Source organism: Oscillatoria sp. HE19RPO (assembly GCF_024220515.1).
In the GTDB taxonomy this organism is placed as follows: Bacteria; Cyanobacteriota; Cyanobacteriia; order Cyanobacteriales; family Laspinemataceae; genus Laspinema.
In genome coordinates, this window is the sequence record NZ_JAMXOT010000315.1 from 1 (window position 1) to 25,845 (window position 25,845).

A 25,845-nucleotide genomic window follows, 5' to 3' on the forward strand; every position below is an offset into this window, starting at 1 on the left:
CCAAAAAATAAAACCTTCAAAAAACCCGCAGGCTCAAGCCTGGGGCTACACGGACAAAGCCCGCCTGCGCGGGCTAAAAGAGCCTTGTTAGGTGCGATCGCATCAAAGCAAGGATGATTTATTTGTTGGAATCCCCTTAGTAAACAACAGCAAAGTTTTAGATAGATAACCGTGTTTAATACGCTCAAAATTGCTTTAAAATCAAACAATTTTTGGAGATTGGCCGCCGCCTTGTTCTCTGGTATTTTGATGGGATTAACTCCGGCCCCCGTTAATGCTTGGCCCTTGGCTTGGATGGCCTTAGTTCCCCTGTGGATTCTTCTGGTCAAAAGCGGCGAAAATCCATCGAAACCTCAGCGAATCTGGCAGTGGAAATTTTTAGGATTGCCTTTATTATGGGGAATTGGCTATCACGGGATTGCCTTATTTTGGATTACCGGAATTCATCCGATGACTTGGTTGGGAGTTCCTTGGCTGGCGAGTTTGGCGATCGCCTGCTTTTGTTGGAGCTTTATCACCCTCTGGGGTGCGGCATTAGTCACCCTTTGGGCTGTTATTCTGACCGCAATTACTCGGTTATTGACAAAGGTTTCTGGACATTCTCCTTCTCCCTGGGTTCGGGTGGCGATCGCAACAGCCATCTGGTGTAGTTTAGAAGCGATTTGGAGTGCCGGAAACCTCTGGTGGACTGCCCTCGCCTATACCCAAAGTCACCAAAACTTAGTCATTTTGCACCTGGGACAGCTATCGGGACCGACTACCATTACCGGGGCGATCGTTATCATCAATGGGTTGATTGCTGAAGCCATTCTATCCTTCAAGTCTGACCGAAAATCTCTCAACCGAACCGGAGGTTTATTGTTAGCTTCTGCGCTTATTTTATTGATACTTTTACATGGAATCGGATTTGCTCTCTACAATCGTCCCCTGACCCAATCTCCAGAAACAGCCTTAACCGTTGGCATCATTCAAGGGAATATTCCCAATGAAATTAAGTTTGATTCCCAAGGATGGCGTCGCGCCTTGCAGGGATATACCACAGGCTATCAAGAGTTAGCCGAGGCGGGAGTCGATAGCATTTTGATTCCAGAGACAGCTTTCCCCTATTTATGGACGCCAGAAAATATCCGTTACAGTTCCTTTTATCAAACAATTCGGGATTATAATGCCGTGGCTTGGGTGGGAACCTTTGGCAGTCAAGAGGGCAACTTTACCAATAGTTTAGTCACGGTGACTCCCGATGGAGAAACCTTTAGCCGGTACGATAAAACCAAGCTGGTTCCCTTGGGAGAATATATTCCATTTGAGGAAATTTTTGGTAAAATTGTCTCCAGGTTATCGCCGTTAGAGGCGCAGTTAGTGGCGGGGAAACTGGACCAAGTGTTTGATACGCCCTTCGGACGAGCGATCGCCGGAATTTGTTATGATTCGGCCTTTTCTGAATTGTTTCGACGCCAAGCCGCAGCCGGAGGGGAGTTTATCCTGAGTGCCTCTAATGATGCTCATTATACCGCAACCATGATGGAGCAACATCATGCTCAAGATGTGATGCGGGCGATCGAAACCGATCGCTGGGCAGTTCGTGCCACCAATACAGGTTATTCCGCGATCGTCAATCCCCAAGGCAAAACCCTTTGGATTTCCGAACAGAATACCTATCAAATTCATGCAGATACGATTTACCGACGCCAAACTCAAACCCTTTATGTGCGATGGGGAGATTGGTTATTATTTGGGTTCTGGGGAATAGCGGCGATCGGTGTTGTGCTGGATTACTGGACCGTGAAAAGTACAATGAAAAGTTCTGTCTAAGTCCTCGCGGGTCACTCATGAGGCCCAAAAAATCAATGGACATCAAACCAGTCTATCAGTCATACAGGGCTAGTTTTGCATAGACCTCTGCGTACTGGATTCCAGAACACTCCCCAAAATCTACGGGAATAACTGGGGAAACCGCTATAATCACCGTTGGGCAGAGAGAGAGTTATATCTTAAAGCAGAGGTCAAAGCACCGGAGGAAGAGATAAGGTAAGAGAGTGAAAATTTGACTCTGTTACTTTAAAGGAAAATATAACAATGCAACTCGTAGATATTCTGATTGCCTGGTTAGTTACGTTTAGTAGCTTGCTGTTGATTTCTCGATTGCCCTTGGGGATTCAGATTGATAGTCCCCCAAAAGCGCTGATGGCTGCGGCGGCGTTGGGGGGATTAAATGTGCTGATTTTACCCCTACTCAAAGCCGTATTTTTCATCCCAAATTTGGTGACATTGGGCTTATTGTCTGGGTTATTCGCCTTTGTGATGAATGTACTCATCTTTGCCCTGGCTGCCCGCGTGGTTCCTGGTTTTCGGTTGGAAAAGGGCATCACGACGGCTATTTTTGGGGCGCTGGCTTTAGCGTTAGTGAGTAGCTCGATTGAAACGATTTTACTCTAAAGCTACACTAACGCTCGGTGGTGGCTAGGGCAGAAAGCGATCGAGGGCGGCCTTGAGTTCTTCGATTTCGTCTTCGATATGGCCCTCTTTGGCTGCCCGGGCGAGGCATTCAGTGAGGTGTTCGTCCAGGACGATGCGGGCGACGCGATCGAGTGCACCGCGAACGGCAGCCACTTGTAAGAGGACTTCCGGACAGGGACGGCTTTCTTGAACCATTGTTTTAATGCCCCGGATATGGCCTTCAATGCGAGAGAGGCGATTGACGAGGCGACGCAGGGACTCTTCGCTGTGAACGTGAACATGGGCGTGGCTGCCTGAGTCGCGATCGGGACTAGGGTGGGTGTGGAACCCGTCGGAATCGTGGTTGTGAGTCGGGTCAGGCCCGGGATGAGCAGTGGAGGAGTCAGATAGAACCATGAGGGATTGGGGAAAGGCGGCAGTAACACTCAGTATTTTATCCTAGTTCGGATGCGATCGCCACTTTTCCAACTGTCCACTGTTTCCAGGGTTTTGGGAGGGTTCAAGCCGTTGCACCGGAAAGATGAAAAAACCAATTTAAAGACTGCCACAAGCTCGCGTCAGTAGTTTCCCCGATGGCTCATAGTTGATTCATCGAACTAAAAAACGCATCTATCATGGAAATTATTACCTACTTCTTTCACAAATCTCCTGAGTCGAATTCCGTCCCTTCGGAAACCTCACCCCCGCCTCAGCCTACAGTCGAAAGTGACCTAGTGCTATTGATGCGGTTTGCCTAAACCCCTTGAACCTGCGATCGCGATCGCCTCTGATGGGCGAAAGTATCACCCAGTTCTACCCGATATCATCACCGGCTACCTTGTCAAAAAATGGGACAATATAACTGTTGAGTGGAAATCCTATCCTGTTTCCCATTTTCAGGTGGTTATAAATTCTCTGTTAATAAATGGTCTAGGGTGATGTAAGCTAGAACTAGGATGGTTAGAACTCGACAACTCTGCCAACCCCTATCCAGAAAAAGAGGATCAAGTCATGGAAAATGACACTCAAACGACGACATCTCGACCCCTGTCGAACTCCATCAAAGAATTAGCTGAACAGTTCCTGCGAGCACTGAGCTATTCCAGCCACATCCGCGCCAGTTTTAGGAAGCATCGCCTCCACGAAGCAAGCTGGACACTCTAAACCCTGCTATCCTGGCAGTCCCAGGCTGTTAATTGCATTGTATTTACTAATATTTAACCCTTTCAAGCTCAACAAAAGCCCCCATTGATGGGGGCTTTTGTTTGGGTTTCCAGAGAAACTCTCTACAGTCCAGGGCGTTAGCTGATGCATGACCCCCTTTGGTATGGCTTCTGGCAAGGCGGTACAGTAGACTCGCGATCGCACAACTCTGTAGGGCAGGACTTACGCAAGTTTTGAGAATTTACCCTAACTGTAGAAAATGTAGAGGCGATTCCCTTGCTCGTCTCTACATTTAGGGCTTAATCTTAAAGAACGTGCCAAACTGTAGGGATAATTCATAAATTACCCCTACAATAATCTACAAAAGGTGATGGGTCAGTCTTGTTTTGATGTATTGCAGGTTACTACGGTTGTGGGCGAGAGTATGTCGCTTCCGGGTCGAGTAACCCAGCGGATTTCCAGGCTAAGTACACCACTAAAGCCCGACCGAAATCCTGGGACACTTTTTCTAATTCAGTCTGGGGAGGCGGAGTTGTGGGGGTCTGGAGAGATTGAGGTTGTGCGTTCATAATCGGGGTTTTGTCCATCGGGTTTCTAGTCTAATTATCCGGACGATTTTTGAGTTTTAGCAGAGAGATTCAGACAGTTTTTGATCTGTCCCGGGAGAACTTGAACCAGTTGGGTAACTGTCTGCTTCCTGTTGGGGTATTTGTTTGGCGATCGCCACAAAAAAAACATCCAATCCCAATAGTGGAACAGTGCTATTCGTAGGCGGAACAGCGGTTTGAGTAAACTGCAATTACCGATCGCAGTTAGGGATTGCTATGTTCCTCCGTCACATTTCTGTCTTAAGTGCTTTGATACTGGCTTTAGGTAATGCCCCCGCTAACGCTACGCTTAATGAGTTCGCAAGTTCCCCGAGGGTTCCTGAACCAGAAAGGATCGATCCGCACGAGATTGCCTATCGGACTCCGACAGCGACTCCGACTCATCTCATCTTGTCTTTGAGCGATCGCCGGGTATATGTTTATCACAATCGGGTCTTGCAGTCCTCTTATCCCGTTGCTGTGGGTAAACCGGGTTCGGAAACCCCTCTCGGGACATTTGAAGTCTTTCAAATGGTCAAAAATCCGGCCTGGGAAAGTCCATTTACTGGGCAAATTATTCCCGCAGGAGTGCCTCAAAATCCATTAGGACCGAGATGGATTGCATTTTGGACCGATGGTAATAATGCGATCGGGTTTCATGGCACAGACTCTCCCGAGTCCATTGGACAGGCTGAATCCTGGGGATGTGCCCGAATGTTTGATGACGATGCGATCGCCTTATATGATCAAGTGCAAATTGGCACAACAGTGACCGTGATTCCTTAATTATTAGAACCTCTTGTCAGAACATACCCGAATCAGAAAAAATCGCCTCTGCCTCCCCTGCTTCACCGGAGGCGGAGGCGATTTTGCTAAGACTCTCCCGCCAACACTATTGAAAGCAGCGTGAAAACTTGTTTTTTTCTTCTTTGATTGCGATTGCCGAACAAGTTAACAAGTGAATTCGATGTTATTGGGGAGGATAAAACAAGGTTCATTGGCGCAGCCAGTGCTTACGCACTCCAAAAAATCATAACTGTGGGAAACGCTATATTGCCTTGTCCCTCCAGTCAAAAATGCCACAATTTTTGTTTGCAAATCCTTTATGCAGACGGTTGTTTCGGTGGAGTTTGACGGCGTTTGACTTGTTCAATATCCTGATATTCCGCTTGGGGTTGTTCATAGCATTGGGTTTCGTCTTGCAATTCTAATCCTGATTCCTCATGAAGAGCATTAAAAATCCCCTCGGCTCGTTGCCGGAGTTGATCTTCATCTAATAAGCGATCGCTGAAGGCATTGATAGAAATATTATTCGCTCCTAATTCTTTTTCCGGCGTAATCACGGTGACCACTTCTTCCCCGGCAATATTTTTGACTTTGACGACATAAGCATTCCGATAGTCAGCGCCTTCGTAGGTGGCATCGGTATTAGGGTCTGCAAGTTGATAGCCATAAAATTCGAGCATTTCTACGACATTATCGGCAATTTCAGCCCGCATTTGGGAGAGAATCACTTGCATTTTGGCTTGGTTGGCAATTTCAGCTAATTCCGGACGGAGGGCTTCGATTTGTTGGGCGAATTCCTGGATTTGTTCCGTGGTGAGAGTGGATTCCCCTTCGGTAAGTTTTTGTTGAAATTTATCGAGTTTTTGCTGATAATCACTTAAATGTCCATTGGTCCAATAATCAACTTCTTCCTGAAAGGTTTCGACTTCACCCCCAGATTCTCCTAGTTCAATTTCGATTTGTCGATGGGCTTGCACTTCGGTGATTAGGGTTCGTAAATCTTCTAATGTTGCGCTATAATAAAGTAACCATTCTTGTTCTTTTTGTTCCAGTTCGAGGCGCAAATCTGCAAGTTTGAGGTAGGTGTCTTGGGAGGTGGCGATCGCCGCTTCAAAAACCCCAGCCGCTAAGTTTTGTTTTGCCAATTCTAAATTGCGCCGCAAGTCAGCCAGTTGATTCGGAGCAAAGCGCTGGTGTTGGTAATCGCGGTCGATTTGCTGCCAGATTTGTTCCACATCGGTGAGCAGTTCTTGGGCCAATTTTGCTTTATTTTGTCGTTCCTGTTCGAGGGTGTCAAATACCCGGTCAATTTGCTGTTGGAGCATCCGTTGTCCCGTTTCCCGCGCTTGCCGTTCTTCCTCCAGGAGTTCGGAGAATTTCTGTTCCAGTTGTTGATTGAGGGCGAGATATTCTTGCCGTTGGTCCGCTGTAATGCGAAGATATTCAGTGCGCTGTTTTTCAAAACCGGCGCGCATGGCAGAAGTGAGCCGATCGCCTTCTTGAAGCAGCGCCTGTTGTTGTCGCACCTCAGATTCGCGCACCGCTTGCTGAAAGTCTTGGCGCTGTATTCGCAATCGCGCTTGGGTCTCACGTTCCAGGTCCCCCAGATGACTCCCCAGGCGTTGCGCCTCTTGTTCCTGCTGCTTCGCACGGTGTTCTAGGGGAACGAGGCGTTGCTGCATTTCTTGATTCGCCTCTGCACGCATCCGATTTAGGCGATCGGGTAAGTCTTGTTGCACCGATCGCAGTCGGCTATCCTGTTCCTGTAATCGGCGCAAGTCGGCTTCACTAATACTCACATATCGCTCTTTTCTACCACTCATTTGGATCTCCGGTTATTTATCACTTTGTTGACGAGGAACCTGGGTGAGGACGCTGTTGGTTGTGGGGAGACCTAACCCCCCAACCCCCTTCCCTACGAGGGAAGGAGGAGCCGGAAAGCCCCGTTGGTTGTGGGGAGACCTAACCCCCCAACCCCCTTCCCTACGAGGGAAGGGGGAGCCGGAAAGCCCCGTTGGTTGTGGGGAGACCTAACCCCCCAACCCCCTTCCCTAAGAGAGAAGGGGGAGAATCAAAGCCCCTCCCCTCGTAGGGGAGGGGTTTGGGGAGAGGTCTCTTTCATCCTTCCCTAAGAGAGAAGGGGGAGAATCAAAGCCCCTCCCCTCGTAGGGGAGGGGTTTGGGGAGAGGTCTCTTTCATCATTCGCCAACAGAATCTTTTAGGAACTCTTCTCTTTAGGCCTAAAAAGCATTTTATAGCAAGTTTAAATCATTTCAACAATTGATTTAAGTTAGCTTAAGTTGAATGGCGGTAAATCCTGTTTAGCAAAGGTAATCATCGCTTCCCCTTCCAGGTTGTCGCGGATGAGGCGAACCTGCTGTAATTGGACCATTGCCTCAAACAGATTGCGGACATCTCGGGCGTTGCCAAAGTTGCGATCGCGCATCTTATACATCGAATTTAGTCGTTCTAATACCGCTTGCTGCACCTCCGGAGGACAACGGTAGGCGGGTTTAGAAGTCCGGCAATAGGAAAGGAAAATCTCTAGCATTTCCTCCCCGGTATAGTCGGGGAATTCGATGGTTTTGGCGATGCGGGACTGGAGACCCGGATTGGTGGCTAAAAAGGCTTGCATCGGTTGGGTATAACCGGCAAAAATCACCACCAGGCGATCGCGATAATTTTCCAGCATCGGGACGAGGGTATCCACTGCTTCTTGACCATAATCCTGTCCCCCTCCCCGGGATGATGCCAGTGCATAAGCTTCATCAATAAACAAAATTCCATCTAGGGCTTCTTCGACTTTTGCCCGGGTTTTTGGGGCGGTTTGTCCCACATATTCAGCCACTAATGAATCCCGGGGTTTATCAACTTTAATTAGTTGTCCTTTTTTGAGAATTCCCAAGGCTTTAAAAATTGCTCCTACCAGTTCCGCTACGGTGGTTTTTCCAGTTCCAGGATTGCCTAAAAATACCAGATGGCGCGTGATGCGATCGCCGGTTTCATATCCCGCCTGTCGCAATCGTTGTTTTGCTTGTTCACTGGCGACTAATTCATGCATGGCGGCTTTGACTGAACTTAACCCAATCATGGCATCCAGTTGGTTAAGTAAGCTGTCTAATGTCCCCTGATTTCGTCGTGCAGAACCGGAAGCAATGGCCGCAAAATCTAATGCCGGTTGTTCGCTATTGCCCGGAACAATCTGCATTTTTTCCCCTTCTAGGCTCAATATTGCTCGGTCAATGTTCTGGGTTTGTAACTCAATCAAATCATCGGTAAATAAGTCGGAAATTGCTTCATTCACACCCCGTCCTCCATAGTTTTGCGCCGGTTCATAAGTGGCGCGAACTAAAGCGGTTAATCCAGGCGTATCAACCACCACCTCAATGTTATATCGGTCTTGAGCAAACCGTTTTACCAACCGGAAAATCATCTCTGTCTGTTCCGCAAATTCCAAGCGACTGAGGGGAATCACTTTATCAATCCGCCCGATAAATTCTGGAGGCAAATATCCGGTTTTTTGTAAGATTTCCTTAGCCCGATTTGGCGCTTCGCTAATGGCTTCACTGGCTAAATTTGTGGTCAACAAACAAATCGTATCTTTCGGGGAAATCACCGTACCATTCACATCACTAGCGCGCCCTTCATCAAAAAAAGCTAACAGTTGCCGCCAGATAGAACTATGCGCTTTTTCAATTTCATCAAACAACAAAATGCACCGTTGCTGATTCCTTCGCAAAGCATTGGGTAACCATCCCCCCTGTTCTGAACCGACATATCCTAGGGGACTGCCAAACAGATTGGAGACTTTATGTTCTTCTCCATATTCCCCCATATCACACCGTTCCAAGGGGGTTCCGAGGGCTAATGCGAGGGCTTTACTTAATTCGGTTTTGCCTGTTCCGGTGGGTCCGGGTAACAAAATGACCAAGGGTTTAGGACTTTTTTGGGCGGCGATTTTGCCCCGGACTAATTTAACCAGACTGGCGACTGCCTCGGAATGTCCAATCACTTTTTGCTGAAGTTTTTCAGTCAATTCTGCTGCTGTCGGTAGCGGCATTGTCTGCGTCCATTTTTCCCGTTCTGCCTGTGCTAAGGAAAATTCTGAACCGGATAAAAACTGGTCATGCCAATACTTCAATGGCTTAGATTCTTGAGCCAAAGCAGTGGTTAATTGCTCCAATTCGTTCCAGGCAATCTGTCGTTGACTCTGTAACCGAAAGCGCTGGATTAAATAGCCAATTTCCGAGGCAGTGGGAGTTCCGACATTACAAATATTTACCTGATTTTGAGAACGCTCCCGATTCAACAAGAGATTACTCAAAAACGTTAGTCCAATTTGCTGGCAAAAGGATTGCAGTTCGGAATAAGTATCTTGATGGAAAATAAACACGCATAAATTGCGATTGGTTGGCAATAACCGCGACCATTCCACAATCGCCCCATCCAGTTGCCGCAGTAGCTCAAATCGCCGCAAATCTTCGGGATTCGCAAAGACGATCGCCGAGGATTGGCGAGTATCTTCCATGAAATTTTGCAACAAAGGCAGCACATCCCGGTCCTGCATTCGTTGGGGACGAGTTGTGGAGGGGGATGGGTGAGGATTGGGGGGAGTTTCTGGGGTTTGTTGGGTGGCTTTTTTGCCTAAAAATCGCTTTTTTCGCCCCAAAGGACCGGGGGTAACCTTGATGTCAGATTGACCCTGAACCGGAGAGGGAATCGGAGGGCGTAACAAGGCGCGATCGCGAGAGTCTGTATCCAGAAAATACAGTTTGCGATTGCCGGAATAAAAGGCAATTCTCTGATATCCTTGAGCTTTGAGATAGCGATGCAATACCTGTTCGATATCTTGCAGAATCAAATCCTCACTACAAAATGAATCACTGGTATTTGCTCCATATAAAAGCAAAAAGCGATCGCCACTTGCCTCGCGAATTCCTTGGGTGATCCGCTCAATTGTCACGCTGGTTTTTCTCTCCTGATATGACCGACAATCCCGGTTCTTTAAACTGTCTGCGCTGAATCTATCATCTTTTGGTCTCTCTGGAGGTACGACCTGTTGTTTGGTTGGAAAAATCAGCTTTTGAGAATTTCCTCAATCTTCTGGAAGAGGCGATCGCAATGTTCGGAAGCCCCCCGAACTGTTAGAACATCAATCTGTTTTAACAACTCGCAACCATGTTTTATTTTTTGATATTCTCCTTTTTGGGTTGGGCGCGTTGCCGCCTTCAAACTGGGTTCCAACCTATCCTTGGGAATGTCTTCGATATTAGAGTTTCTGGGAAGGGAATTGGCTTGAAATCCTTGTCCGTAAAACCTGCTTAATGTCTCAATGTCAGCCATGAACCAAGCTTCCATTGCTTGCACCATCAGATGACATTGGTCATCCTCAGTCCCCAACGAATCCCAGTTATCTCTTGACCGCAAATGCTGCCAAGGTTTTTGAGTTACGGGTCCCTCCGAGTCTACTAATAAAATATTATAAGCATCAGGATGGTCGGCCAAAGCATTTCTAAAATCTCGATAGGCAGCATTTCGGCGACCACAAACAATTAAGTTACACTTAATTCTTCGTTCCCTAGCAATTTGAAACAGATCGTCGAGGAAACTTCTAAATCCTTCTTTGAAAAGTGGTTTGGTATTTTTAGTATCTCCTCCGCCTTCAATATAGACGCGAATTTCCTTTACCATCGATTCCCTCCGAGTTCACCCATTCTCCATAAATCTCCAAGGGTGTAATTGTCGAGCCACTTTTTCAGTCGGTTCGGATCCAGACGACGCAATTCGCTACCGAAATCGTTGCGATCGCACAGGATAACCGACTCAGGGGAAAGCGCCGAAATGAGAAAATCGGAATGAGTGGTAATAATCAATTGAGTTCGCTCAGAAGCTGCCTCCAACATTTTCGCCACGGTGGGTAGAATATCTGGATGGAAGCCAATTTCAGGTTCTTCAATACATACCAGAGGTCCCGGATTGGGGTGCATTAATAAAGCCATTAAGAATAAAAACCGTAAGGTTCCATCGGAAAGGCGAGTTGCCGGAATTGGATCTTTTAACCCCTCCTCTCGGATAAAAATTTGCACCGTCCCGCCGTAAATATTGATGCTAATTTCTTCAGCTCTCTCATAAAACTTTTTCAAAGTTTCGATGAGGACACGACTTCCAATCTTGTGCTGTAAATTATTTAAAACCAGCCCCAGATTACTCCCATCTTCAAGCAGGGGATATTCTGGTAGATCTGTTTTTTGAGGCAACCGGGGGGCAGCATCTCGTCCAATTTCCCAATTCCGATATAAGCCAATTTGGGCAAATTGATTACTCAGGTAAGTTAGCTGAGGATATTGGTCTGGATCTTTTCGTTGTGACAATACGGATTGGTCTGGACTGAGTGTTTCTCGCTCAAGAGACCGCTTTTTTCGTCCCTCAATTTCTGTTTGAACGTTGATAACTGGGTTTCCCTCTTGATACCGATAGAAAAAATAAGGTTCATTTTCTCCGGGATACGGCTGTTCGTTTTCGATCGCTTCATCTACCAATTCCAGCCTTTGGCCCGTTTCTGTAAACTTCATTTGGTAACGCAAAAGCATTTGTCTTCTTCCGTCTTCTGGCGGTTCCAAAGTCGCATCAATTACAGCAATCGGCGATTCTTTCCCCCCTTTCCAGAGAAAATCGCTAATCCCTCCACCTTTACGAATCGGAACCATTAAATCTGTTGGCGTTGCTTTTAACAAGGCGATCGCTTCAATCAAATTAGATTTCCCCGATGCGTTTGGACCAATAATTACATTTAATGGTTCCAATTCTATTTCTTGGCCTTCGTTTCCGTAGGATAATATATTTTGTAATCTGATTTTGTGAATCAATCTTTTTCCTGACACCTTTACCTCCGGTATATTTCGGCTTTTATGCTGAATCTTACATCTTTCAAAGGATTCTTCATATACTGCGGATTGCCCTTGCCCCGAAAATTTGAGTAATGCTGACTCCTGAAAACTATAGCGCTTCTCGGAATCATGAGATATCCCCAGAAGTCACGAGAGGAGTGACTTTGCAACAGGCTACCGTAAGCATCACATCTTACTCGATCAGACGATAGCGAGCAAGATGCTCACACTCCAAAACTCCCCAATCAATAATGTACCTCATAACCTTGAATTAAACAACGCTTTTTCAAGACAGATTCATGCTCGCTATATTTGTCGGGGCGATTCGTGGGATCGCCCCGACAGATTTAGGGTGGATGCTCAAAATATGCGTAAGTCCTGGTAGAAATGACAACTGGCCCCTACCCCGCCAGAAAATTGCTTGGTCAGAATGAGACTTATTCTCGTATAATAGGGAAAATTAGACTCGTTATTGAAAGTCCCTTGAACTGATGGTGATTCCTAGACTGTTGAGCCGATCGCTCATCCCACTGTTGCTATTGCCGATGGCGATCGCCTGTCGTGAACCCGTTGCACAGACGGAAACTGACACGCAACTCGCTGTATCCGACACCCCCTCCCTGAATGTTGTCGCCACGTTTCTGCCGATGTATTGGTTTACTCGCGCCGTGACGGGGGATAGCGCACAGGTGCAAGTGTTGATTCCTCCGGGAAGCGATGTCCATGAGTATCAGGCGAAACCCGCCGATGTCCAGGCGATCGCCACTGCCAATATTTTAGTCAAAAATGGTATCGGTTTAGAAGAATTTCTCGACAATACCATTACTAATGCTAATAATCCCAACCTACAGGAAATTAATGCCAGTGCAGGGATTCAACCTTTAGATGATAATACCCCCGTTGTAAAAGCGGTGGATAGCAATCATGATCATGACCCTGATCATGACCATAATCATGATGACGGACATCATCATGATCATGCTGAAGGTAATCCTCATGTTTGGCTTGATCCCGTATTTGCTCAACAACAAGTTGCCACCATTCGAGATAGTTTAATCGCTGCGGACCCGGCCAATCAAGCCATTTATGAAGCCAATGCAGCCGCTTATCTTCAGCAATTACAACAACTGCATCAGGAGTTTGAGCAAACTTTATCTCAATATCCTAATTGTACCTTTATTACCTTTCATGATGCCTATCCTTATATAGCCAATCGCTACAATTTGCAGCAAGTTGCCATTGTCTCTGTCCCTGATGCTAGTCTGTCTCCCCAGGACCTCCAAAAAACGGTACAAGCAGTTCAGCAGTATCAAGCGAAGGCTCTTTTTTCGGAACCGGGAATGGAGAATCAAGTATTAAAAACATTGGCAACGGACCTCAATTTACCAGTGTATGAAATTAACCCCTTAACATCGGGACCCCTTGACCCTCAACATTATTTGACCGCGATGCGCGGGAATTTAGAAACCATTGCCAATGCTTGTCGGTAACTACTATGATCATGGGTGAATCAGGGGATAGAAATCTCCGGGAATTAAATGCGGCTTTTACTCGGGATTACTCGATTGTTCAAATTGAAAATTTGAGCGTTTACCGAGGCAGTTATCCGGCCTTGCGGGATGTTTCTTTTGAATTAAAATCGGGAACAAATGTTGCCGTGGTTGGGCCAAATGGGGCGGGGAAAAGTACCTTGGTGCAAGCGATTTTAGGGTTAATTCCTCGCAGTTCGGGTCAGGTGGAAATCATGGGAAGACCTTTGGAAAAACTGGGACGGTTGCGATCGCATCTCGGTTATATTCCCCAGACTTTCCTATTCGATCGCACCTTTCCCATTTCCGTTGGGGAAGTGGTGGGGTTGGGATGGCAACACCGGGAACCGTTTTCCCTCTCGCGAATCAAGCGGTTTCCCTGGCAGTCTAATCCTGAAAAAGAAAGCGCAGTGATGTCAGCATTGCGGCGAGTGGATGCCTTGCATTTGCGCCATCGCGCAGTCGGTGCTCTGAGTGGGGGACAATTAAAGCGGGTATTACTCGCCTATTGTTTAGTCATGTCTCGCCAATTGCTGATTTTAGATGAGGCATTGGCAGGAGTTGATGTTCAGGGAGAGGCTGATTTTTACAGTCTGTTAAATGAGTTGAAAACTGAACAAAATTGGACGGTGTTGCAGGTATCCCATGACCTCAATATGGTGAGTCGCCATTGCGATCGCGTGATTTGTTTAAATCAAACCCTAGTCTGTAGCGGTGCACCGGATATTGCCTTAGCACCTCAAAATTTGTTAGCGACTTATGGTCCAGCTTTTGCTCACTATCATCATGATCATTGAGGAGATGGGGGAGATGGGGAGGATGGGGGAGATGGGGAGGATAGGGGAGAGGGGGGAGAAGTTTGTAGTAACGACTTCAGTCGTTCTTAATTGTTCGTAGTAACGACTTCAGTCGTTCCCCCTCCCTTCCCATTCATCCCTCATTCCTCATCCAAATGTTCCGTCACTGCCTCATAAAGACTAACCACATGATTATCCTGAAGTCGATAATAAACCCGGCGTCCTTCTTTGCGATAACTCACCAGGCGAATTGCTTTTAAATTTCGCAATTGATGGGAAACAGCAGATTCAGTCATTTGGACAATTTCCGCTAATTCATGAACGCAGAGTTCTTTTAATGCCAAGGCGGAAATAATTCTCAAGCGATTGGCATCTCCGAGAAAACTGAAAAACTCCGCCATCCGTTGCGCTTTGTCTTCTTTTAATAGCTGATTTTGCAGACTATTGATATTCTCTAGGTCGATCGCGTGTTCGGAGATGCATTCGAGTTCATCGGATTCGGGTAGGTTGTCCAGGGCCATTTTATCGGTAGAATAGTTAACTGCCATAATTTAGGTTCAGGGAAAATATCACTAAAAAACTTGAATACTTGATTATTCTTTCAGATATTAATGATGATAGCGAATTTATTGGAAATCTTCAACCCTTCTCTTGGATATTTACTCCTCGGGAATACACCGATCGCCAACTTACTGGAATTGCTGAGTTTCCCTTTCATGCAACGGGCGATCGCCGGTGGGGTCTTGATGGGAATTCTCGGGGGGTTCCTGGGCACTTTTGTGGTTTTGCGTCAACTCTCGTTTTTCAGTCATGCGGTGGGACATTCGGCGTTAGTTGGGGTGGTGTTAGGGGTGTTGTTGCAGGTTGACCCGAATTGGACGCTGTTACCCTTTACCCTGCTATTTGGACTCTCGTCCCTGTATTTAATCGAACGCACGAAATTGCCCAGTGATAGTGTGTTTAGTATAGCAGTTTCCGGTGCCTTGGCAATTGGGGTAATTTTGACCAGTTTTATCCCTGGATATCGGGGAAATTTAATGGGGGTGTTGTTTGGAGATATCCTGGCGATCGGACAAACTGATATTTTATTAATTGTGGGATTACTGGGTATCAGTTGCCTGTTTCTATTCTCAACTTGGCGGCAGCAAATTTTGCTCACACTTAATCCAGAACTGGCCCAGGTTCAAGGAGTTTCCGTTGATATTTATCGCTATTTATTTGTGGTTTTGCTGTCTTTGACTGTGGCAATTTCTATCAAAGCTGTGGGAATTTTACTGATTAATGCCTTTTTGGTGATTCCCGCAGCAACGGCCAAATTAATGACTCATCATTTTACCCTGTTTATTGCCCTTTCTGTGATATTGGGGGCAACCAGTTCTCTGGTGGGAATGCTAGGGTCAGGACTGTTTAATTTTGCCTCGGGCCCTAGCATTGTGGTGGTGCAATTTTCAGTGTTTTTGGCTGTTTTGGGCGGGAGTCAAATCTTCCAGCTTATAGGGTTCCGTCGGCAGTAGAGAGGACGCCGTACAGTTCCGGACGCCGATCGCGGAAAAAGCCAAAAGAGGCGCGAGTCCGGGCGATCGCATCCAAATCAAAACTGGCACAAATCACCCCCGGGCGATCGCGGTCCAATTCCGCCACCTTATCCCCCCGTTGATTGGCAATAAACGAATGACCATAAAAGGTTTGTCCCTCTTCCGTCCCGATGCGATTTGCTGCCACAACGGGGACAATATTCGCTACCGCATGACCAATCATTACCCGTTGCCAAGGGTCTTTGGTATCTAACTCTGGATCAAGGGGTTCACTGCCGATCGCCGTGGGATAAAACAACAAATCCGCACCCATTAATACCATCGATCGGGCGCATTCTGGAAACCATTGATCCCAACAAATTCCCACGCCAATTGTCCCATAGGTGGTTTTCCAAACTTTAAATCCTGTATTTCCCGGACGGAAATAGAATTTCTCCTCATAACCGGGACCATCGGGAATGTGACTTTTGCGATAAATCCCTAAGACTGTCCCATCGGCATCGATAATGGCGATACTATTATAATAAGCGGGTCCGGCCTTTTCAAAAAATGACACTGGAATCACCACCTTTAATTCTGCCGCTATCTTTTGAAACTGGGCAATTGTTGGATGTCCCTCCACGGGATGTGCCCAAGCAAAAAATTTATCCCGTTCTTCTCGGCAGAAATAATAGCCTTCAAATAATTCAGAAGGTAGGATAATTTGAGCGCCTTTGGATGCCGCTTCTCGGACTAATTCAGTGACGCGAGAAACGTTGGTTTCTTTGTCTTCACAGAAGGCGGTTTGTAGGGCTGCAACCGTAACCATTTGAGTCATGTTGGTTAAGTGATGGATAAGGGGTGAAGAGTTCGGGGGTGTTTAAATTCCCGGGTTTTGTCTGTAGAGGCGATTCGCGAATCGCCCCTACATTCCATAACGATTTGGGGTCATTCAATTGAACATCTGGACAGGCGATTCGCGAATCGCCCCTACAGGCGGGGATTTAAACCCCCGTTTGCTGTCTCCCCGTCGGTTGTTGTTGGGTGATGCAGTGAAAAGCACCACCACCTAGTAAAATTGCTTTTGCCGATCGCCCGATGGTTTGGCGAGTGGGGAACAGTTTGGCGATCGCCTCTACTGCTTCTCGATCATACCTTGCGCCGTAGGTGGGAACAACAACGGTGCTATTTCCAATATAAAAGTTGGCATAACTCGCTGGGACAATTTCGCCACTGTCATCAACAATTCTACCCGGGGACGGAATGCGAATGACTTGTAAAGGACGACCTTTGGCATCGGTCATTTCTGACAAATTCTGAGCAATTTCGGTGAGGACTGCGGCATTTGGATCGTCGGCATCTCGGGGTTCCATGCATAAGACGACCCCAGGCGCAATAAACCGGGCAATGGTGTCAATATGTCCATCGGTGTGGTCATTGAGTAAGCCTTGATTTAACCATAACACTTTAGAGACACCAAAAGCTGAGTGCAGAATTTCTTCTAATTCAGATTCAGTGAGTTGAGGATTGCGATTGGCATTTAACAAACATTGCCGAGTGGTTAAACAAGTGCCTTCCCCATCGACTTCGATCGCCCCTCCTTCTAGGGTAACGGGGAAATGGTAACTGGGTAAATTGAGGCAGTCGCTGATGGTTTTTGCGACTTCAGCATCACCCTCTAGGATATATTTTTCACCCCATCCATTAAAATTAAACCAGACTGTGGCGAGGGTGCCATCGGGTTCAATCCGAAAAATTGGGCCAATATCTCTCAGCCAAATATCTCCAAAGGGAATAATATGAAATCGGGCAGAAATCCCTTTTAAGGCAGCTTCAGCGATCGCTTTTCCCGCTTCATTGAGTACCAGAATTTCTAACCTTTCACCCCGACATTCGCCGGAGACGGGATCCGGGTCAGCGATCGCCCGACAGAGGTCCACAAATTCACCACGCGCCGCCTCTAAACTCTCCATCCAGAGGTCTTCATGACTAGGAAAAGCCAACCAACAAGCCTGATGGGGTTCCCATTCAGCAGGCATTCGATACGTTACCACAGGGGGAGTTAGGGTAGTCAAGCGCGTTCCTCCAAATTTTTTCTCCTCTATTGAATATTTTAGAGGATGGGGGGGATGGGGAGGATGGGGAGGATGGGGGAGATGGGGGGGATAGGGGAGATGGGGGGATAGGGGAGATGGGGGGATAGGGGAGATGGGGAGGACTTACAAGAGTAGATTTACTTCCGGTCCCCTCCCCTTGGCAAGGGGAGGGTTAGGGTGGGGTTCTTCCGCGCCTCCCGAGGAAAGAGGTTAGCGCCTTTCTAGTAGAGGCATTGCCAATTTGGAACCTGCTTCGCGACGAATACAGCCGGTGTTGAGTGCGTCCCATAGTTTTTGCAGCGAGTCCAGGTCCGCTGACTTACAGCCTTTGGTAGCGAGGACTTGGCGGATTAATGCTTCGGACTCAACGCTGAGGCAGCCGGTTTTAAATGCAGATTCTACCAGAAAGTCAATCATAACAGCTACTGCATCCTCTTAAAAAAAATTGTAGATTCCCTAATGTTAGTTTCCGCTATTTTGGAGGAAACCAGGCCGATCGCGATCGGGAAAATCTGTGATAATAAACACCTGGACACTGTGACAGCAATCACTGAAAACCTCGTTTGATTCAAAAATGACCATGATCGAAGCAGCAGAATATCAGCAACGACGGCAGGCACTGATGGAAAAAATCGGGACCGGGACCGCGATTTTTCGGAGTGCGCCGATGGCGGTGATGCACAATGATGTGGAATATACATTTCGCCAAGATAGTGATTTTTACTATTTAACTGGGTTCAATGAACCCAATGCAGTGGCGGTGTTTGCACCCCATCATGAAGAACATCAATTTGTGCTATTTGTACAACCCAAGGACCCGGAAAAAGAGGTGTGGACGGGATACCGGATGGGGGTGGAAGGTGCAAAGGAACGGTATGGTGCCGATGAAGCTTATCCGATTAGTGAACTGGAAGAAAAGTTACCGCAATATTTAATTAAAGCCAGTTGCATATACTATCACGTTGGGCGCGATCGCCAGTTTAATGAAACCGTTCTCACCCATTGGCAACGGTTGATGAGAACCTATCCCAAGCGGGGAACGGGACCCGTTGCCATTCAAGATTCCGGGACGATTTTACATCCGTTGCGCCTGGTGAAAAGTCCGGCAGAATTACAACTGATGCGAAAAGCTGCGGAAATTTCAGTCAAAGCGCACATTCATGCTCAAGAGTTCGCACAACCCGGGCGATATGAGTATGAAATCCAAGCGGAAATGGAACATTTGTTCCGATTGCAAGGCGGGAATGGGTTTGCTTATCCCTCGATTGTTGCCTCTGGTGCAAATAGCTGCATTCTGCACTATATCGAAAACGATCGCCAACTGCAAGAAAACGATGTCTTGCTGATTGATGCCGGTTGTGCTTATGGGTATTACAATGCCGATATCACCCGAACTTTTCCCGTGAGTGGTGCGTTTACACCGGAACAACAGACGATTTATGATATTGTTTTGGAGGCGCAAAAACAGGCAACAGCGCAAGTACAACCCGGGAATCCTTACAGCAAAATTCACGAGACAGCAGTGCGGGTTTTGGTGGAAGGATTAATGGAAATTGGACTGCTAGCAGGAGACATTGAAGAAATCATTAAAGAGGAAAAATATAAGCCGTTCTATATGCACAGAACGGGGCATTGGTTGGGGTTAGATGTGCATGATGTGGGAGTGTATCAAAATGGAGAAGACCCACAGAATTTGCAACCGGGAAATGTCCTAACCGTAGAACCGGGACTTTATATTGGGTTGGAAACGAAACCTGTGGAAGGACAACCAGAAATCCCGGACTGTTGGCGGGGAATTGGGGTGCGGATTGAGGATGATGTATTGGTGACCCCAGAGGGACATGAAGTCTTAACTGAAGGCGTGCCTAAATAAGTTTGAAAATGCCTCTCCTGGAAGGGTTAAGAGTGCGGTGATGTGGGTCTATTCTGGCCGATGTTAGGGGGTTTTACCCTCTAGCACCCACCCTTGACCCGAAGTGAAGGGCGATTTAGGGGATTGCAAAAAATAAATCATCCAAATGTTCAACGTCCCCCCTTGACGGGGTTTCTCTAAAGATGACTCAATCAAGGAGTCACTACGAACGTTTTGGCGGTTTTATTTTTTGGAGTTCCCTTATAAATTTTGGGTTCACTCTGATGCAGATATTCAACGAATAATGTGATATGTCAAGGAGCATTTTCCCTTGGGGAATTGAACAGTCACACCGATGACGATCGCAATCCGGTCAAGAATTTGGCGGGGGGCTTTTCTCCCGATGCTTCCGCCTCTGCTGAGGATAGAAATAATCGAGACTGACGCAATGTTTTTAATCCGACCTTTGGAAAAATCAGCAACTCCGATAAATCTGATAAAAAGCAGTTGACAAAAACTTTAAAATCTTGTATATTAAACAGATTTTAAATCAATCCCCTGTTAACTTAATCGTGTTGCTTCTGCGCCCCTTAGTTCTGTTGTAGTTCCATTTGTAGCAGCGATGCAAGTTGTGACGAGCCGGAGGTGGCTCAGGGTGTAACTGAATGGGTCTGCGGAGTCTATTGCTGCGATCGCGTTGGAATCGGGGGGAGAGCGATCGCCTAGAGTGGTTAGAAAGACTAGCCATCCTAACCGATAGAACCGAACGCAAAGCATTAGAGGAGATAGCTCAAAAATGGATAGAACAGGTTCAACAGTCTGGATGGGGAATCGTCCGAATCAATGGCGAACTCCACATTTTTGACGGACTCGATAGTCTTGGCCCAGAGGCAGGGCTATACCGGCGAAGAATGAACCGCCAAAACGATTGTCGATGTATTACCCTTAGAAAATAGGTCCGATTTAGCCGAAGGAATTCTCAGGAGTAGCGATCGCCAAGATGCAAGCCTTGTAGTTCCGGCAGAGTCGGAAAAATGATACAATTTGGCCCGTTCTGATCAACGCAACTGTGATCTTAAAGACCCAACCGTTCAAATCCTCTATCACGCTATTCGCGTTCAAGACAATCAGCGATCGCAAAACTATGGAAGAAGAACTCCACCGTCAAGAGCAACAGTTCAAATCCCTGGCGGACCAGGCCCCCGATGGAATAGCCCGTTTCGATCGCCACCTTCGCCACGTTTATATTAACCAGGCTGTGGAAAAAGCAATAGGGATGTCTGCTGAAGCCATTCTCGGCAAAACCCATCAAGAGTTAGGGATTCCCGAAGCCATTGCCTGCCTGTATCAACAGCAGTTGCGCCAAACCTTTGCCACCGGATGCGAATGCTTATTTGAATACCAATTTCTGGGATCCGATGGAATACGGTTTTTTCAAACAAAAGTCTTTCCAGAATTAGCAGCAGAAGGTTCGGTGGAGTTTGTCCTAAGTATTTCTCGGGACATAACGGAGTATAAACGAATCGAGCAAGCCTTTCAGAAAACGGAATCCCGGTTTCGTCGAATCTTTGAGTCCAATATGATTGGCATGGGCTTTTGGGATGCCAAGGGCAAGATCACCGCAGCCAATGATGCCCTGCTGACGATGTTAGGCTATAGCCGAGAAGAATTTGAAAGCCGAGGACTCTCCTGGGAAACCGTCACGCCCCAAGAATATCATCAGGCAGACCTCAAGGCCAGAGAAGAAACCTTAACTCAAGGATATTGCACCCCCTACGAAAAAGAATTCTTTCGCCAAAATGGGGGTCGGGTCCCGACCATTAGTGGGGGAGCCATCTTTGAGGATACTACCGAGGAGGGGGTATTTTTTGCCCTGGACCAAAGCGATCGCAAGCGCACGGAAAAGGCCCAACAATATCTCTCCGAGGCGAGTACCATTCTCGCCAGTTCCCTGGATTATCAAACCACCTTAGCCACCGTAGCGGACCTGACGGTACCTCACCTCGCCGACTGGTGTACCGTCTTTGTGGTTGAAGAAAATGGCAGACTCCAACCTCCGATCACTGCCCATAGCAATCCCGAAAAAGTCGCCTGGGCGAAAGAACTCCACCACAAGTATCCCGTCGATCCCGACGATCCCCGGGGTTCGCCACAAGTGCTGCGGACAGGGGTGTCCGAGCTATATCCTCATATTCCTGAAGAGTTGCTGGTAGAAGCAGCCAAGGATGAAGAACATTTGGAAATTCTCAGAGAAGTCGGGTTTAGTTCCGTGATGATCGTCCCCATGATCGCCCGGGGACGGTCCTTGGGAACCATTTCCTTTGTTGCTGCGGAATCGGGCCGTCGTTACGATCGCTCGGACCTGAATATGGCCGAAGAACTGGCCCGTCGCGCCGCCCTCGCTGTAGATAATGCCCGACTCTACGAACAAGCACAACAAGCAAGGCAGATGGCAGAACAGGCGGCAGCGCGGACAGCGCGTTTACAAGCGGTTACTGCTGCTCTGTCCGAGGCCCTCACCCCGGCAGAAGTTGCCGAAGTGGTGGTGAATCAAGGGATTGCTGCCCTTGATGCGAAAGCCGGTTCCCTGGTTATTCTGACCGATAACGACAAAAGTTTAAAAATAGTCGGCGCGATCGGGTATCCCCAAGAGATATTAGACCAATGGCAAAAAATTCCGATTAATGCACCCGTCCCGTTAGCTGAATGCGTGCGGATAGGGGAACCGATTTTTCAAGAAAATTTAACGGATTTAAGTATTAGATATCCCACTCTAGCCGAACTCCCGAGGAAAACAACAAATCAAGCGTTAGCCTCGATCCCCTTAATTTTACAAGGACAAACTATTGGGGCAATGGGGTTAAGTTTTGCCGAGGCGCGAGAGTTTTCCCCAGAAGACCGAGCCTTTATGGTGGCCTTGGGCCAACAGTGTGCCCAGGCGATCGCCCGCGCTCAACTCTATGAAGCCGAACAAAGTGCCCGAGCACAAGCGGAAACGGCTAATCGAGTCCGGGATGAGTTTATCGCCGTCTTGTCCCACGAGTTGCGATCGCCCCTCAATCCAATTTTAGGCTGGACCAAACTCCTGCAAATGCGGAAATTCGATGAAGCCAAAACCAAACAAGCCTTAGAAATCATCGAACGCAATGCCAAGTTGCAATCGCGACTGATCGAAGACTTGCTGGATATTTCCCGGATTTTGCTTGGGAAATTGACCCTGGAAATGCTTCCCGTCCATTTAGAAAAAATCATTGAATCGGCCCTGGAAACGGTCCGATTAGTTGCAGAAGCCAAGGAAATTCATGTTGAAAAATTCCTGCCGATGGAGGCCGTGGAAGTTTTGGGAGACCCGAGCCGCTTGCAGCAAGTGGTGTGGAATTTGCTCTCCAATGCGGTTAAGTTTACCCCAGAAGGGGGACAGGTCACGATTCGCCTGGAATCCACTGGCAACCTCGCCCAGATTGAGGTGTCCGATTCGGGTCGAGGAATTGCCACTGAGTTTCTCCCCTACGTTTTTGAGTATTTCCGGCAGGCGGATAGTAAAACAACTCGGTCTGTTGGAGGGTTGGGTTTAGGGTTGGCGATCGTCCATAACCTGGTGGAATTGCATGGGGGCTCAGTGCAGGCACACAGTGATGGAGAGGGTCTAGGCGCAAGGTTTACCGTGACCCTCCCTTTGATCTCCCTGGGTTCTGTCGTTCCGGAGGAGTCGGTTTTACCCGAGAGTGAGCTGAGTTTAGCGGGGATTGCCCTGGTGGTGGTGGATGATGACCGCGATACCCTGGAGTTTTTGGAATTTGTGTTGCAGGAGTATGGTGCCAACGTCCGGGGGGTGAGTTCTGCACAACAGGCGATCGCCGCGATTGAAAGGTCCATTCCTGATTTACTGTTGAGCGATATCGGAATGCCGCAAATGGATGGGTATATGCTGATTCGGGAACTCCGACAATGGGAAGTGCAACGAGGGGGGGCAATCCCGGCGATCGCCCTGACTGCCTATGCGGGAGAGACGAACCGTCAGCAAATCCTTGAAGCGGGGTTCCAGCAACATCTCGCCAAACCCATTCAACCGGCAGAGTTAGTCCAGGCGATCGCCTTCTGGGTTAAGCACCATCAGGATTCTGACTGAACGCGGTTAATCTTCCCCATAGGGTACCCTCAGACTAGGTGGCACTGGAGGGACCGTAAATGTCACCGAGGGGGGAAATGCTTTGAGAAATCAACCGATCTCTAGGTTGTCCATTGTCATCTCCCTGGCTGCGATCGCTGATAAAAGATAATTCCATCGTGAGGCGCATCTCTGCGTGTCGCCATTCCTTACCCGGTTCCAGAAATTCAATGGTGGGAAACCCTAAACGAGTCGGTTTAACAAAATCGGTCATTTCCGCACAGGCGATTTGCACTTCTTCTTTGAGCTCTTTGATAATTTCGCTGACTTGACGGGGTTCGCGACAAATCAGATTGGTATCCGCTTGAATGACCGCAGTATCGGGCAAAATTAACTTAGGGGCTTGTCGCGTCAGACAATCGATGTGATGTAACGTTTCCTCGCCACGCATCTTGAATCCGGCGATCGCCAACAAGCGAATCGTCCCGCGATCCCATCCCCCACTGGGTTGAATCGCCGTTCCTTTCGACCCATCAATTAAACAGTTGACGTCGTAAGAAACGCGGGTAACGGCCCACAGGAGGATAGACAGCAGTTCATTAAACAAGAATGTCTGCCGATAAAACTTGTGGGTAGGCAGCTTAATTAAGGTGTCGTTGGAAAAAATGGCCGTTTGGATCGGGGTTTGAGAATGGGTCATAGCACCAAGGGGTAGGCGTTGGGCAAAAGAACGCGATGCTATTGTAACGGTTTTTGGTTAGCGGGGGTAGCGCTGTCGGTGTCCGTTCTTTTCCGACTGTGGGATTCCTCTACTGAAGTCCTTCTCCTCTAAGGGGAGAGTGGCCCCCGTCTGCATCTGCGGATTCTCCCCAGATGACAACAGCGCTTCCCCGGGAACATCCGGGATAAATTCCAGACTAATTTTCATTTTAATTTTGCCTTTTTGCCAACCCTGACCCGTAATTGTTAGGAGTTCCCCGTTCACCCCTTGATGCAAAAACTCTTTCGTATCCGTGAGCCCCAACTCTAATCCTTTTTGTTTTAACGCATTAGAAAGAGTAAAATTGAGTTGATTCTGCTCGGTCATGGCCTGGCCCATCATTTTTCGCAATTGACTGACTTTAAACAGTTTGCCGCGAAATGACACCACATCATCATCGGAGCATTCGGGTAAAATATTATTTTCTTCCATAACCATAAAATATTCCAACGACGTCTTTGCCGATATCATACAAGCAAGGTACTGCCTCACCCGTATTGTTCCCTCCACCCCTTTGGTTGTAGACCATGCTTTTGTGGCAACATTTAAGCTGAGATCCGGTGCGGTTTGGGATTAAGAGAGTCGTGGATTTGTCGTGGATTTAAAATTATCGGTGAAATTCAACTCCCTCAAGGCGATCGCACTGCGCCACATCCTCTGTATTGTTAACTCTCTTCAGTCTGGGTAACGGGGTAGATACAATAGACCCTTTGTATATTTGTATAATTAATCAGAACCTCTATGAAACTCAGAAATTCATGAGTCTCCCCTCGAATTGGGCGATCGGGCATGATTCCTGACCCTGTATCCCTGGTGATTTCACCGAAAAACCCAGGAACTGACCTCATGGACCCTAGAATTAACCCCAGTAATCTCGTATCATTTGACACGGAAATAGGTTTTGCGCCATGCTTAATGTGAAGGCAACTCTTAAAAAAATCTGGATTAACAAGGTCCCATGCTCGATCGCCTGTGGAAAAACTTAGAAACACCATTTCACCTGCCCCTGGGTGTAACCCTTCCAGTGCGCCTAGAACACTTAATAAATCGAACCTATGGCTATTCCCTTCCCTTGCCCCTGCCGTTCCCCTATCAATCCTACTTCCGCATTGCCCGACTTTTGACGAAAGTTTTTAATGTTTTTCGCCGGACCCTCTAACCGAATCCCCAAGGATGCGATTTCTTTCTTAGGGAACTCCAAAAAATAAAATCTCCAAAACGTTCGTTCGTAGATCAACGGAGTAGCGCGATCAATGTAGGGGCGCAAGCATTGCGCCCCTACACATACCTTACTTTCAGTTGCGCGTTTGGAGGATTTATATTTTGCAA

The 25,845-nt window shown here is 47.5% G+C and carries 24 protein-coding genes; 11 read left to right on the top strand and 13 right to left on the bottom strand.

Features of this window, described 5'->3' with window-relative positions; all coding sequences use genetic code 11:
- The first annotated feature begins 249 nt into the window (after positions 1 to 249).
- Both lnt and NG833_RS24710 read left to right on the top strand, forming a co-directional pair.
- Positions 250 to 1,812 (top strand): apolipoprotein N-acyltransferase, encoded by a 1,563-nt coding sequence (gene lnt / locus NG833_RS24705; RefSeq protein WP_254567954.1) that lies wholly within the window; start codon positions 250 to 252, stop codon positions 1,810 to 1,812.
- Positions 1,813 to 2,076: 264 nt separating this feature from the next.
- Positions 2,077 to 2,436 carry a phage holin family protein gene (locus NG833_RS24710; RefSeq protein WP_254567932.1) on the top strand — a complete coding sequence of 120 codons (360 nt, stop codon included), beginning with the start codon at positions 2,077 to 2,079 and terminating at the stop codon, positions 2,434 to 2,436.
- Positions 2,437 to 2,460: 24 nt separating this feature from the next.
- Here NG833_RS24710 and NG833_RS24715 read toward each other — a convergent pair whose 3' ends face one another.
- A complete protein-coding gene (locus NG833_RS24715) occupies positions 2,461 to 2,853 on the bottom strand; it encodes a metal-sensitive transcriptional regulator (RefSeq protein ID WP_254567933.1) in 393 nt (130 codons plus the stop codon).
- Between the two features lie 594 nt (positions 2,854 to 3,447).
- Between NG833_RS24715 and NG833_RS24720 the strand changes: the two genes are divergently transcribed.
- Positions 3,448 to 3,600, top strand: a complete 153-nt coding sequence (locus NG833_RS24720) for a hypothetical protein (RefSeq protein ID WP_254567934.1) — start codon at positions 3,448 to 3,450, stop codon at positions 3,598 to 3,600.
- Positions 3,601 to 4,004: 404 nt separating this feature from the next.
- On the opposite strand, the gene NG833_RS24725 is transcribed toward NG833_RS24720, so the two are convergent.
- On the bottom strand, positions 4,005 to 4,169 hold the full coding sequence (locus NG833_RS24725; protein ID WP_254567935.1) for a hypothetical protein: 165 nt from the start codon (positions 4,167 to 4,169) through the stop codon (positions 4,005 to 4,007).
- Positions 4,170 to 4,424: 255 nt separating this feature from the next.
- Between NG833_RS24725 and NG833_RS24730 the strand changes: the two genes are divergently transcribed.
- Complete coding sequence (locus tag NG833_RS24730; protein ID WP_254567936.1) at positions 4,425 to 4,973, top strand: L,D-transpeptidase; 549 nt, start codon at positions 4,425 to 4,427, stop codon at positions 4,971 to 4,973.
- A 317-nt stretch (positions 4,974 to 5,290) separates the two neighbouring features.
- Here NG833_RS24730 and NG833_RS24735 read toward each other — a convergent pair whose 3' ends face one another.
- From NG833_RS24735 to NG833_RS24750, 4 genes are all read right to left on the bottom strand, one after another.
- Positions 5,291 to 6,796, bottom strand: a complete 1,506-nt coding sequence (locus NG833_RS24735) for a hypothetical protein (protein WP_254567937.1) — start codon at positions 6,794 to 6,796, stop codon at positions 5,291 to 5,293.
- Between the two features lie 467 nt (positions 6,797 to 7,263).
- A complete protein-coding gene (locus tag NG833_RS24740; protein ID WP_254567938.1) occupies positions 7,264 to 9,936 on the bottom strand; it encodes an AAA family ATPase in 2,673 nt (890 codons plus the stop codon).
- 113 nt (positions 9,937 to 10,049) lie between these two features.
- A complete protein-coding gene (locus NG833_RS24745) occupies positions 10,050 to 10,664 on the bottom strand; it encodes a DUF4276 family protein (protein WP_254567939.1) in 615 nt (204 codons plus the stop codon).
- A complete protein-coding gene (locus tag NG833_RS24750) occupies positions 10,658 to 11,839 on the bottom strand; it encodes an AAA family ATPase (protein WP_254567940.1) in 1,182 nt (393 codons plus the stop codon). Before NG833_RS24750 ends, NG833_RS24745 begins: the two co-directional genes overlap by 7 nt.
- 512 nt (positions 11,840 to 12,351) lie before the next feature.
- Between NG833_RS24750 and NG833_RS24755 the strand changes: the two genes are divergently transcribed.
- On the top strand, positions 12,352 to 13,350 hold the full coding sequence (locus tag NG833_RS24755) for a metal ABC transporter solute-binding protein, Zn/Mn family (RefSeq protein WP_254567941.1): 999 nt from the start codon (positions 12,352 to 12,354) through the stop codon (positions 13,348 to 13,350).
- 5 nt (positions 13,351 to 13,355) lie between these two features.
- Positions 13,356 to 14,186, top strand: a complete 831-nt coding sequence (locus NG833_RS24760) for a metal ABC transporter ATP-binding protein (RefSeq protein ID WP_254567942.1) — start codon at positions 13,356 to 13,358, stop codon at positions 14,184 to 14,186.
- Positions 14,187 to 14,326: 140 nt separating this feature from the next.
- On the opposite strand, the gene NG833_RS24765 is transcribed toward NG833_RS24760, so the two are convergent.
- The gene (locus NG833_RS24765; protein ID WP_254567943.1) at positions 14,327 to 14,734 is read right to left on the bottom strand and encodes a helix-turn-helix transcriptional regulator; all 408 of its coding nucleotides are present in this window, start codon (positions 14,732 to 14,734) and stop codon (positions 14,327 to 14,329) included.
- A gap of 63 nt (positions 14,735 to 14,797) precedes the next feature.
- Here NG833_RS24765 and NG833_RS24770 point away from each other — a divergent pair, with 63 nt between their 5' ends.
- Positions 14,798 to 15,700 carry a metal ABC transporter permease gene (locus tag NG833_RS24770; protein ID WP_254567944.1) on the top strand — a complete coding sequence of 301 codons (903 nt, stop codon included), beginning with the start codon at positions 14,798 to 14,800 and terminating at the stop codon, positions 15,698 to 15,700.
- On the opposite strand, the gene aguB is transcribed toward NG833_RS24770, so the two are convergent.
- The 3 genes from aguB to NG833_RS24785 all read right to left on the bottom strand — a co-directional run bounded on the left by aguB (position 15,678) and on the right by NG833_RS24785 (position 18,213).
- Entirely contained in the window at positions 15,678 to 16,538 is an 861-nt protein-coding gene (gene aguB / locus NG833_RS24775) for an N-carbamoylputrescine amidase (RefSeq protein WP_254567945.1), read from the bottom strand. The two genes, NG833_RS24770 and aguB, sit on opposite strands and share 23 nt — an antisense overlap.
- Before the next feature lie 166 nt (positions 16,539 to 16,704).
- On the bottom strand, positions 16,705 to 17,775 hold the full coding sequence (locus tag NG833_RS24780; protein ID WP_254567946.1) for an agmatine deiminase family protein: 1,071 nt from the start codon (positions 17,773 to 17,775) through the stop codon (positions 16,705 to 16,707).
- A gap of 231 nt (positions 17,776 to 18,006) precedes the next feature.
- Complete coding sequence (locus tag NG833_RS24785) at positions 18,007 to 18,213, bottom strand: hypothetical protein (protein ID WP_254567947.1); 207 nt, start codon at positions 18,211 to 18,213, stop codon at positions 18,007 to 18,009.
- A gap of 163 nt (positions 18,214 to 18,376) precedes the next feature.
- On the opposite strand from NG833_RS24785, the gene NG833_RS24790 reads away from it, so the two are divergent.
- From NG833_RS24790 to NG833_RS24805, 4 genes are all read left to right on the top strand, one after another.
- Positions 18,377 to 19,669, top strand: a complete 1,293-nt coding sequence (locus NG833_RS24790) for an aminopeptidase P N-terminal domain-containing protein (RefSeq protein ID WP_254567955.1) — start codon at positions 18,377 to 18,379, stop codon at positions 19,667 to 19,669.
- A gap of 285 nt (positions 19,670 to 19,954) precedes the next feature.
- Complete coding sequence (locus NG833_RS24795) at positions 19,955 to 20,092, top strand: hypothetical protein (RefSeq protein ID WP_254567948.1); 138 nt, start codon at positions 19,955 to 19,957, stop codon at positions 20,090 to 20,092.
- Between the two features lie 221 nt (positions 20,093 to 20,313).
- Positions 20,314 to 20,604, top strand: a complete 291-nt coding sequence (locus NG833_RS24800) for a hypothetical protein (protein ID WP_254567949.1) — start codon at positions 20,314 to 20,316, stop codon at positions 20,602 to 20,604.
- A gap of 188 nt (positions 20,605 to 20,792) precedes the next feature.
- Complete coding sequence (locus NG833_RS24805; RefSeq protein ID WP_254567950.1) at positions 20,793 to 23,777, top strand: PAS domain S-box protein; 2,985 nt, start codon at positions 20,793 to 20,795, stop codon at positions 23,775 to 23,777.
- A 34-nt stretch (positions 23,778 to 23,811) separates the two neighbouring features.
- On the opposite strand, the gene NG833_RS24810 is transcribed toward NG833_RS24805, so the two are convergent.
- The 3 genes from NG833_RS24810 to NG833_RS24820 all read right to left on the bottom strand — a co-directional run.
- Entirely contained in the window at positions 23,812 to 24,456 is a 645-nt protein-coding gene (locus NG833_RS24810) for a hypothetical protein (protein WP_254567951.1), read from the bottom strand.
- Positions 24,457 to 24,513: 57 nt separating this feature from the next.
- Positions 24,514 to 24,954, bottom strand: coding sequence for a KGK domain-containing protein (locus NG833_RS24815; RefSeq protein WP_254567952.1), 441 nt, complete (start codon positions 24,952 to 24,954; stop codon positions 24,514 to 24,516).
- A 601-nt stretch (positions 24,955 to 25,555) separates the two neighbouring features.
- On the bottom strand, positions 25,556 to 25,845 hold a 290-nt coding region (locus NG833_RS24820; RefSeq protein WP_254567953.1), incomplete at its 5' end, for a hypothetical protein.

What these genes read in the sequence shown, in the direction of transcription:
- NG833_RS24800 (WP_254567949.1), top strand. Translation starts at nt 20,314, where the DNA reads ATGGGTCTGCGGAGTCTATTGCTGCGATCGCGTTGGAATCGGGGGGAG.
- NG833_RS24815 (WP_254567952.1), bottom strand. Translation starts at nt 24,954, where the DNA reads ATGGTTATGGAAGAAAATAATATTTTACCCGAATGCTCCGATGATGAT.
- NG833_RS24720 (WP_254567934.1), top strand. Translation starts at nt 3,448, where the DNA reads ATGGAAAATGACACTCAAACGACGACATCTCGACCCCTGTCGAACTCC.
- aguB (WP_254567945.1), bottom strand. Translation starts at nt 16,538, where the DNA reads ATGACTCAAATGGTTACGGTTGCAGCCCTACAAACCGCCTTCTGTGAA.
- NG833_RS24755 (WP_254567941.1), top strand. Translation starts at nt 12,352, where the DNA reads ATGGTGATTCCTAGACTGTTGAGCCGATCGCTCATCCCACTGTTGCTA.
- NG833_RS24730 (WP_254567936.1), top strand. Translation starts at nt 4,425, where the DNA reads ATGTTCCTCCGTCACATTTCTGTCTTAAGTGCTTTGATACTGGCTTTA.
- NG833_RS24715 (WP_254567933.1), bottom strand. Translation starts at nt 2,853, where the DNA reads ATGGTTCTATCTGACTCCTCCACTGCTCATCCCGGGCCTGACCCGACT.
- NG833_RS24805 (WP_254567950.1), top strand. Translation starts at nt 20,793, where the DNA reads ATGGAAGAAGAACTCCACCGTCAAGAGCAACAGTTCAAATCCCTGGCG.
- NG833_RS24710 (WP_254567932.1), top strand. Translation starts at nt 2,077, where the DNA reads ATGCAACTCGTAGATATTCTGATTGCCTGGTTAGTTACGTTTAGTAGC.
- NG833_RS24725 (WP_254567935.1), bottom strand. Translation starts at nt 4,169, where the DNA reads ATGAACGCACAACCTCAATCTCTCCAGACCCCCACAACTCCGCCTCCC.
- NG833_RS24785 (WP_254567947.1), bottom strand. Translation starts at nt 18,213, where the DNA reads ATGATTGACTTTCTGGTAGAATCTGCATTTAAAACCGGCTGCCTCAGC.
- NG833_RS24735 (WP_254567937.1), bottom strand. Translation starts at nt 6,796, where the DNA reads ATGAGTGGTAGAAAAGAGCGATATGTGAGTATTAGTGAAGCCGACTTG.
- NG833_RS24790 (WP_254567955.1), top strand. Translation starts at nt 18,377, where the DNA reads ATGATCGAAGCAGCAGAATATCAGCAACGACGGCAGGCACTGATGGAA.
- NG833_RS24765 (WP_254567943.1), bottom strand. Translation starts at nt 14,734, where the DNA reads ATGGCAGTTAACTATTCTACCGATAAAATGGCCCTGGACAACCTACCC.
- NG833_RS24810 (WP_254567951.1), bottom strand. Translation starts at nt 24,456, where the DNA reads ATGACCCATTCTCAAACCCCGATCCAAACGGCCATTTTTTCCAACGAC.
- NG833_RS24770 (WP_254567944.1), top strand. Translation starts at nt 14,798, where the DNA reads ATGATGATAGCGAATTTATTGGAAATCTTCAACCCTTCTCTTGGATAT.
- NG833_RS24745 (WP_254567939.1), bottom strand. Translation starts at nt 10,664, where the DNA reads ATGGTAAAGGAAATTCGCGTCTATATTGAAGGCGGAGGAGATACTAAA.
- lnt (WP_254567954.1), top strand. Translation starts at nt 250, where the DNA reads ATGGGATTAACTCCGGCCCCCGTTAATGCTTGGCCCTTGGCTTGGATG.
- NG833_RS24760 (WP_254567942.1), top strand. Translation starts at nt 13,356, where the DNA reads ATGATCATGGGTGAATCAGGGGATAGAAATCTCCGGGAATTAAATGCG.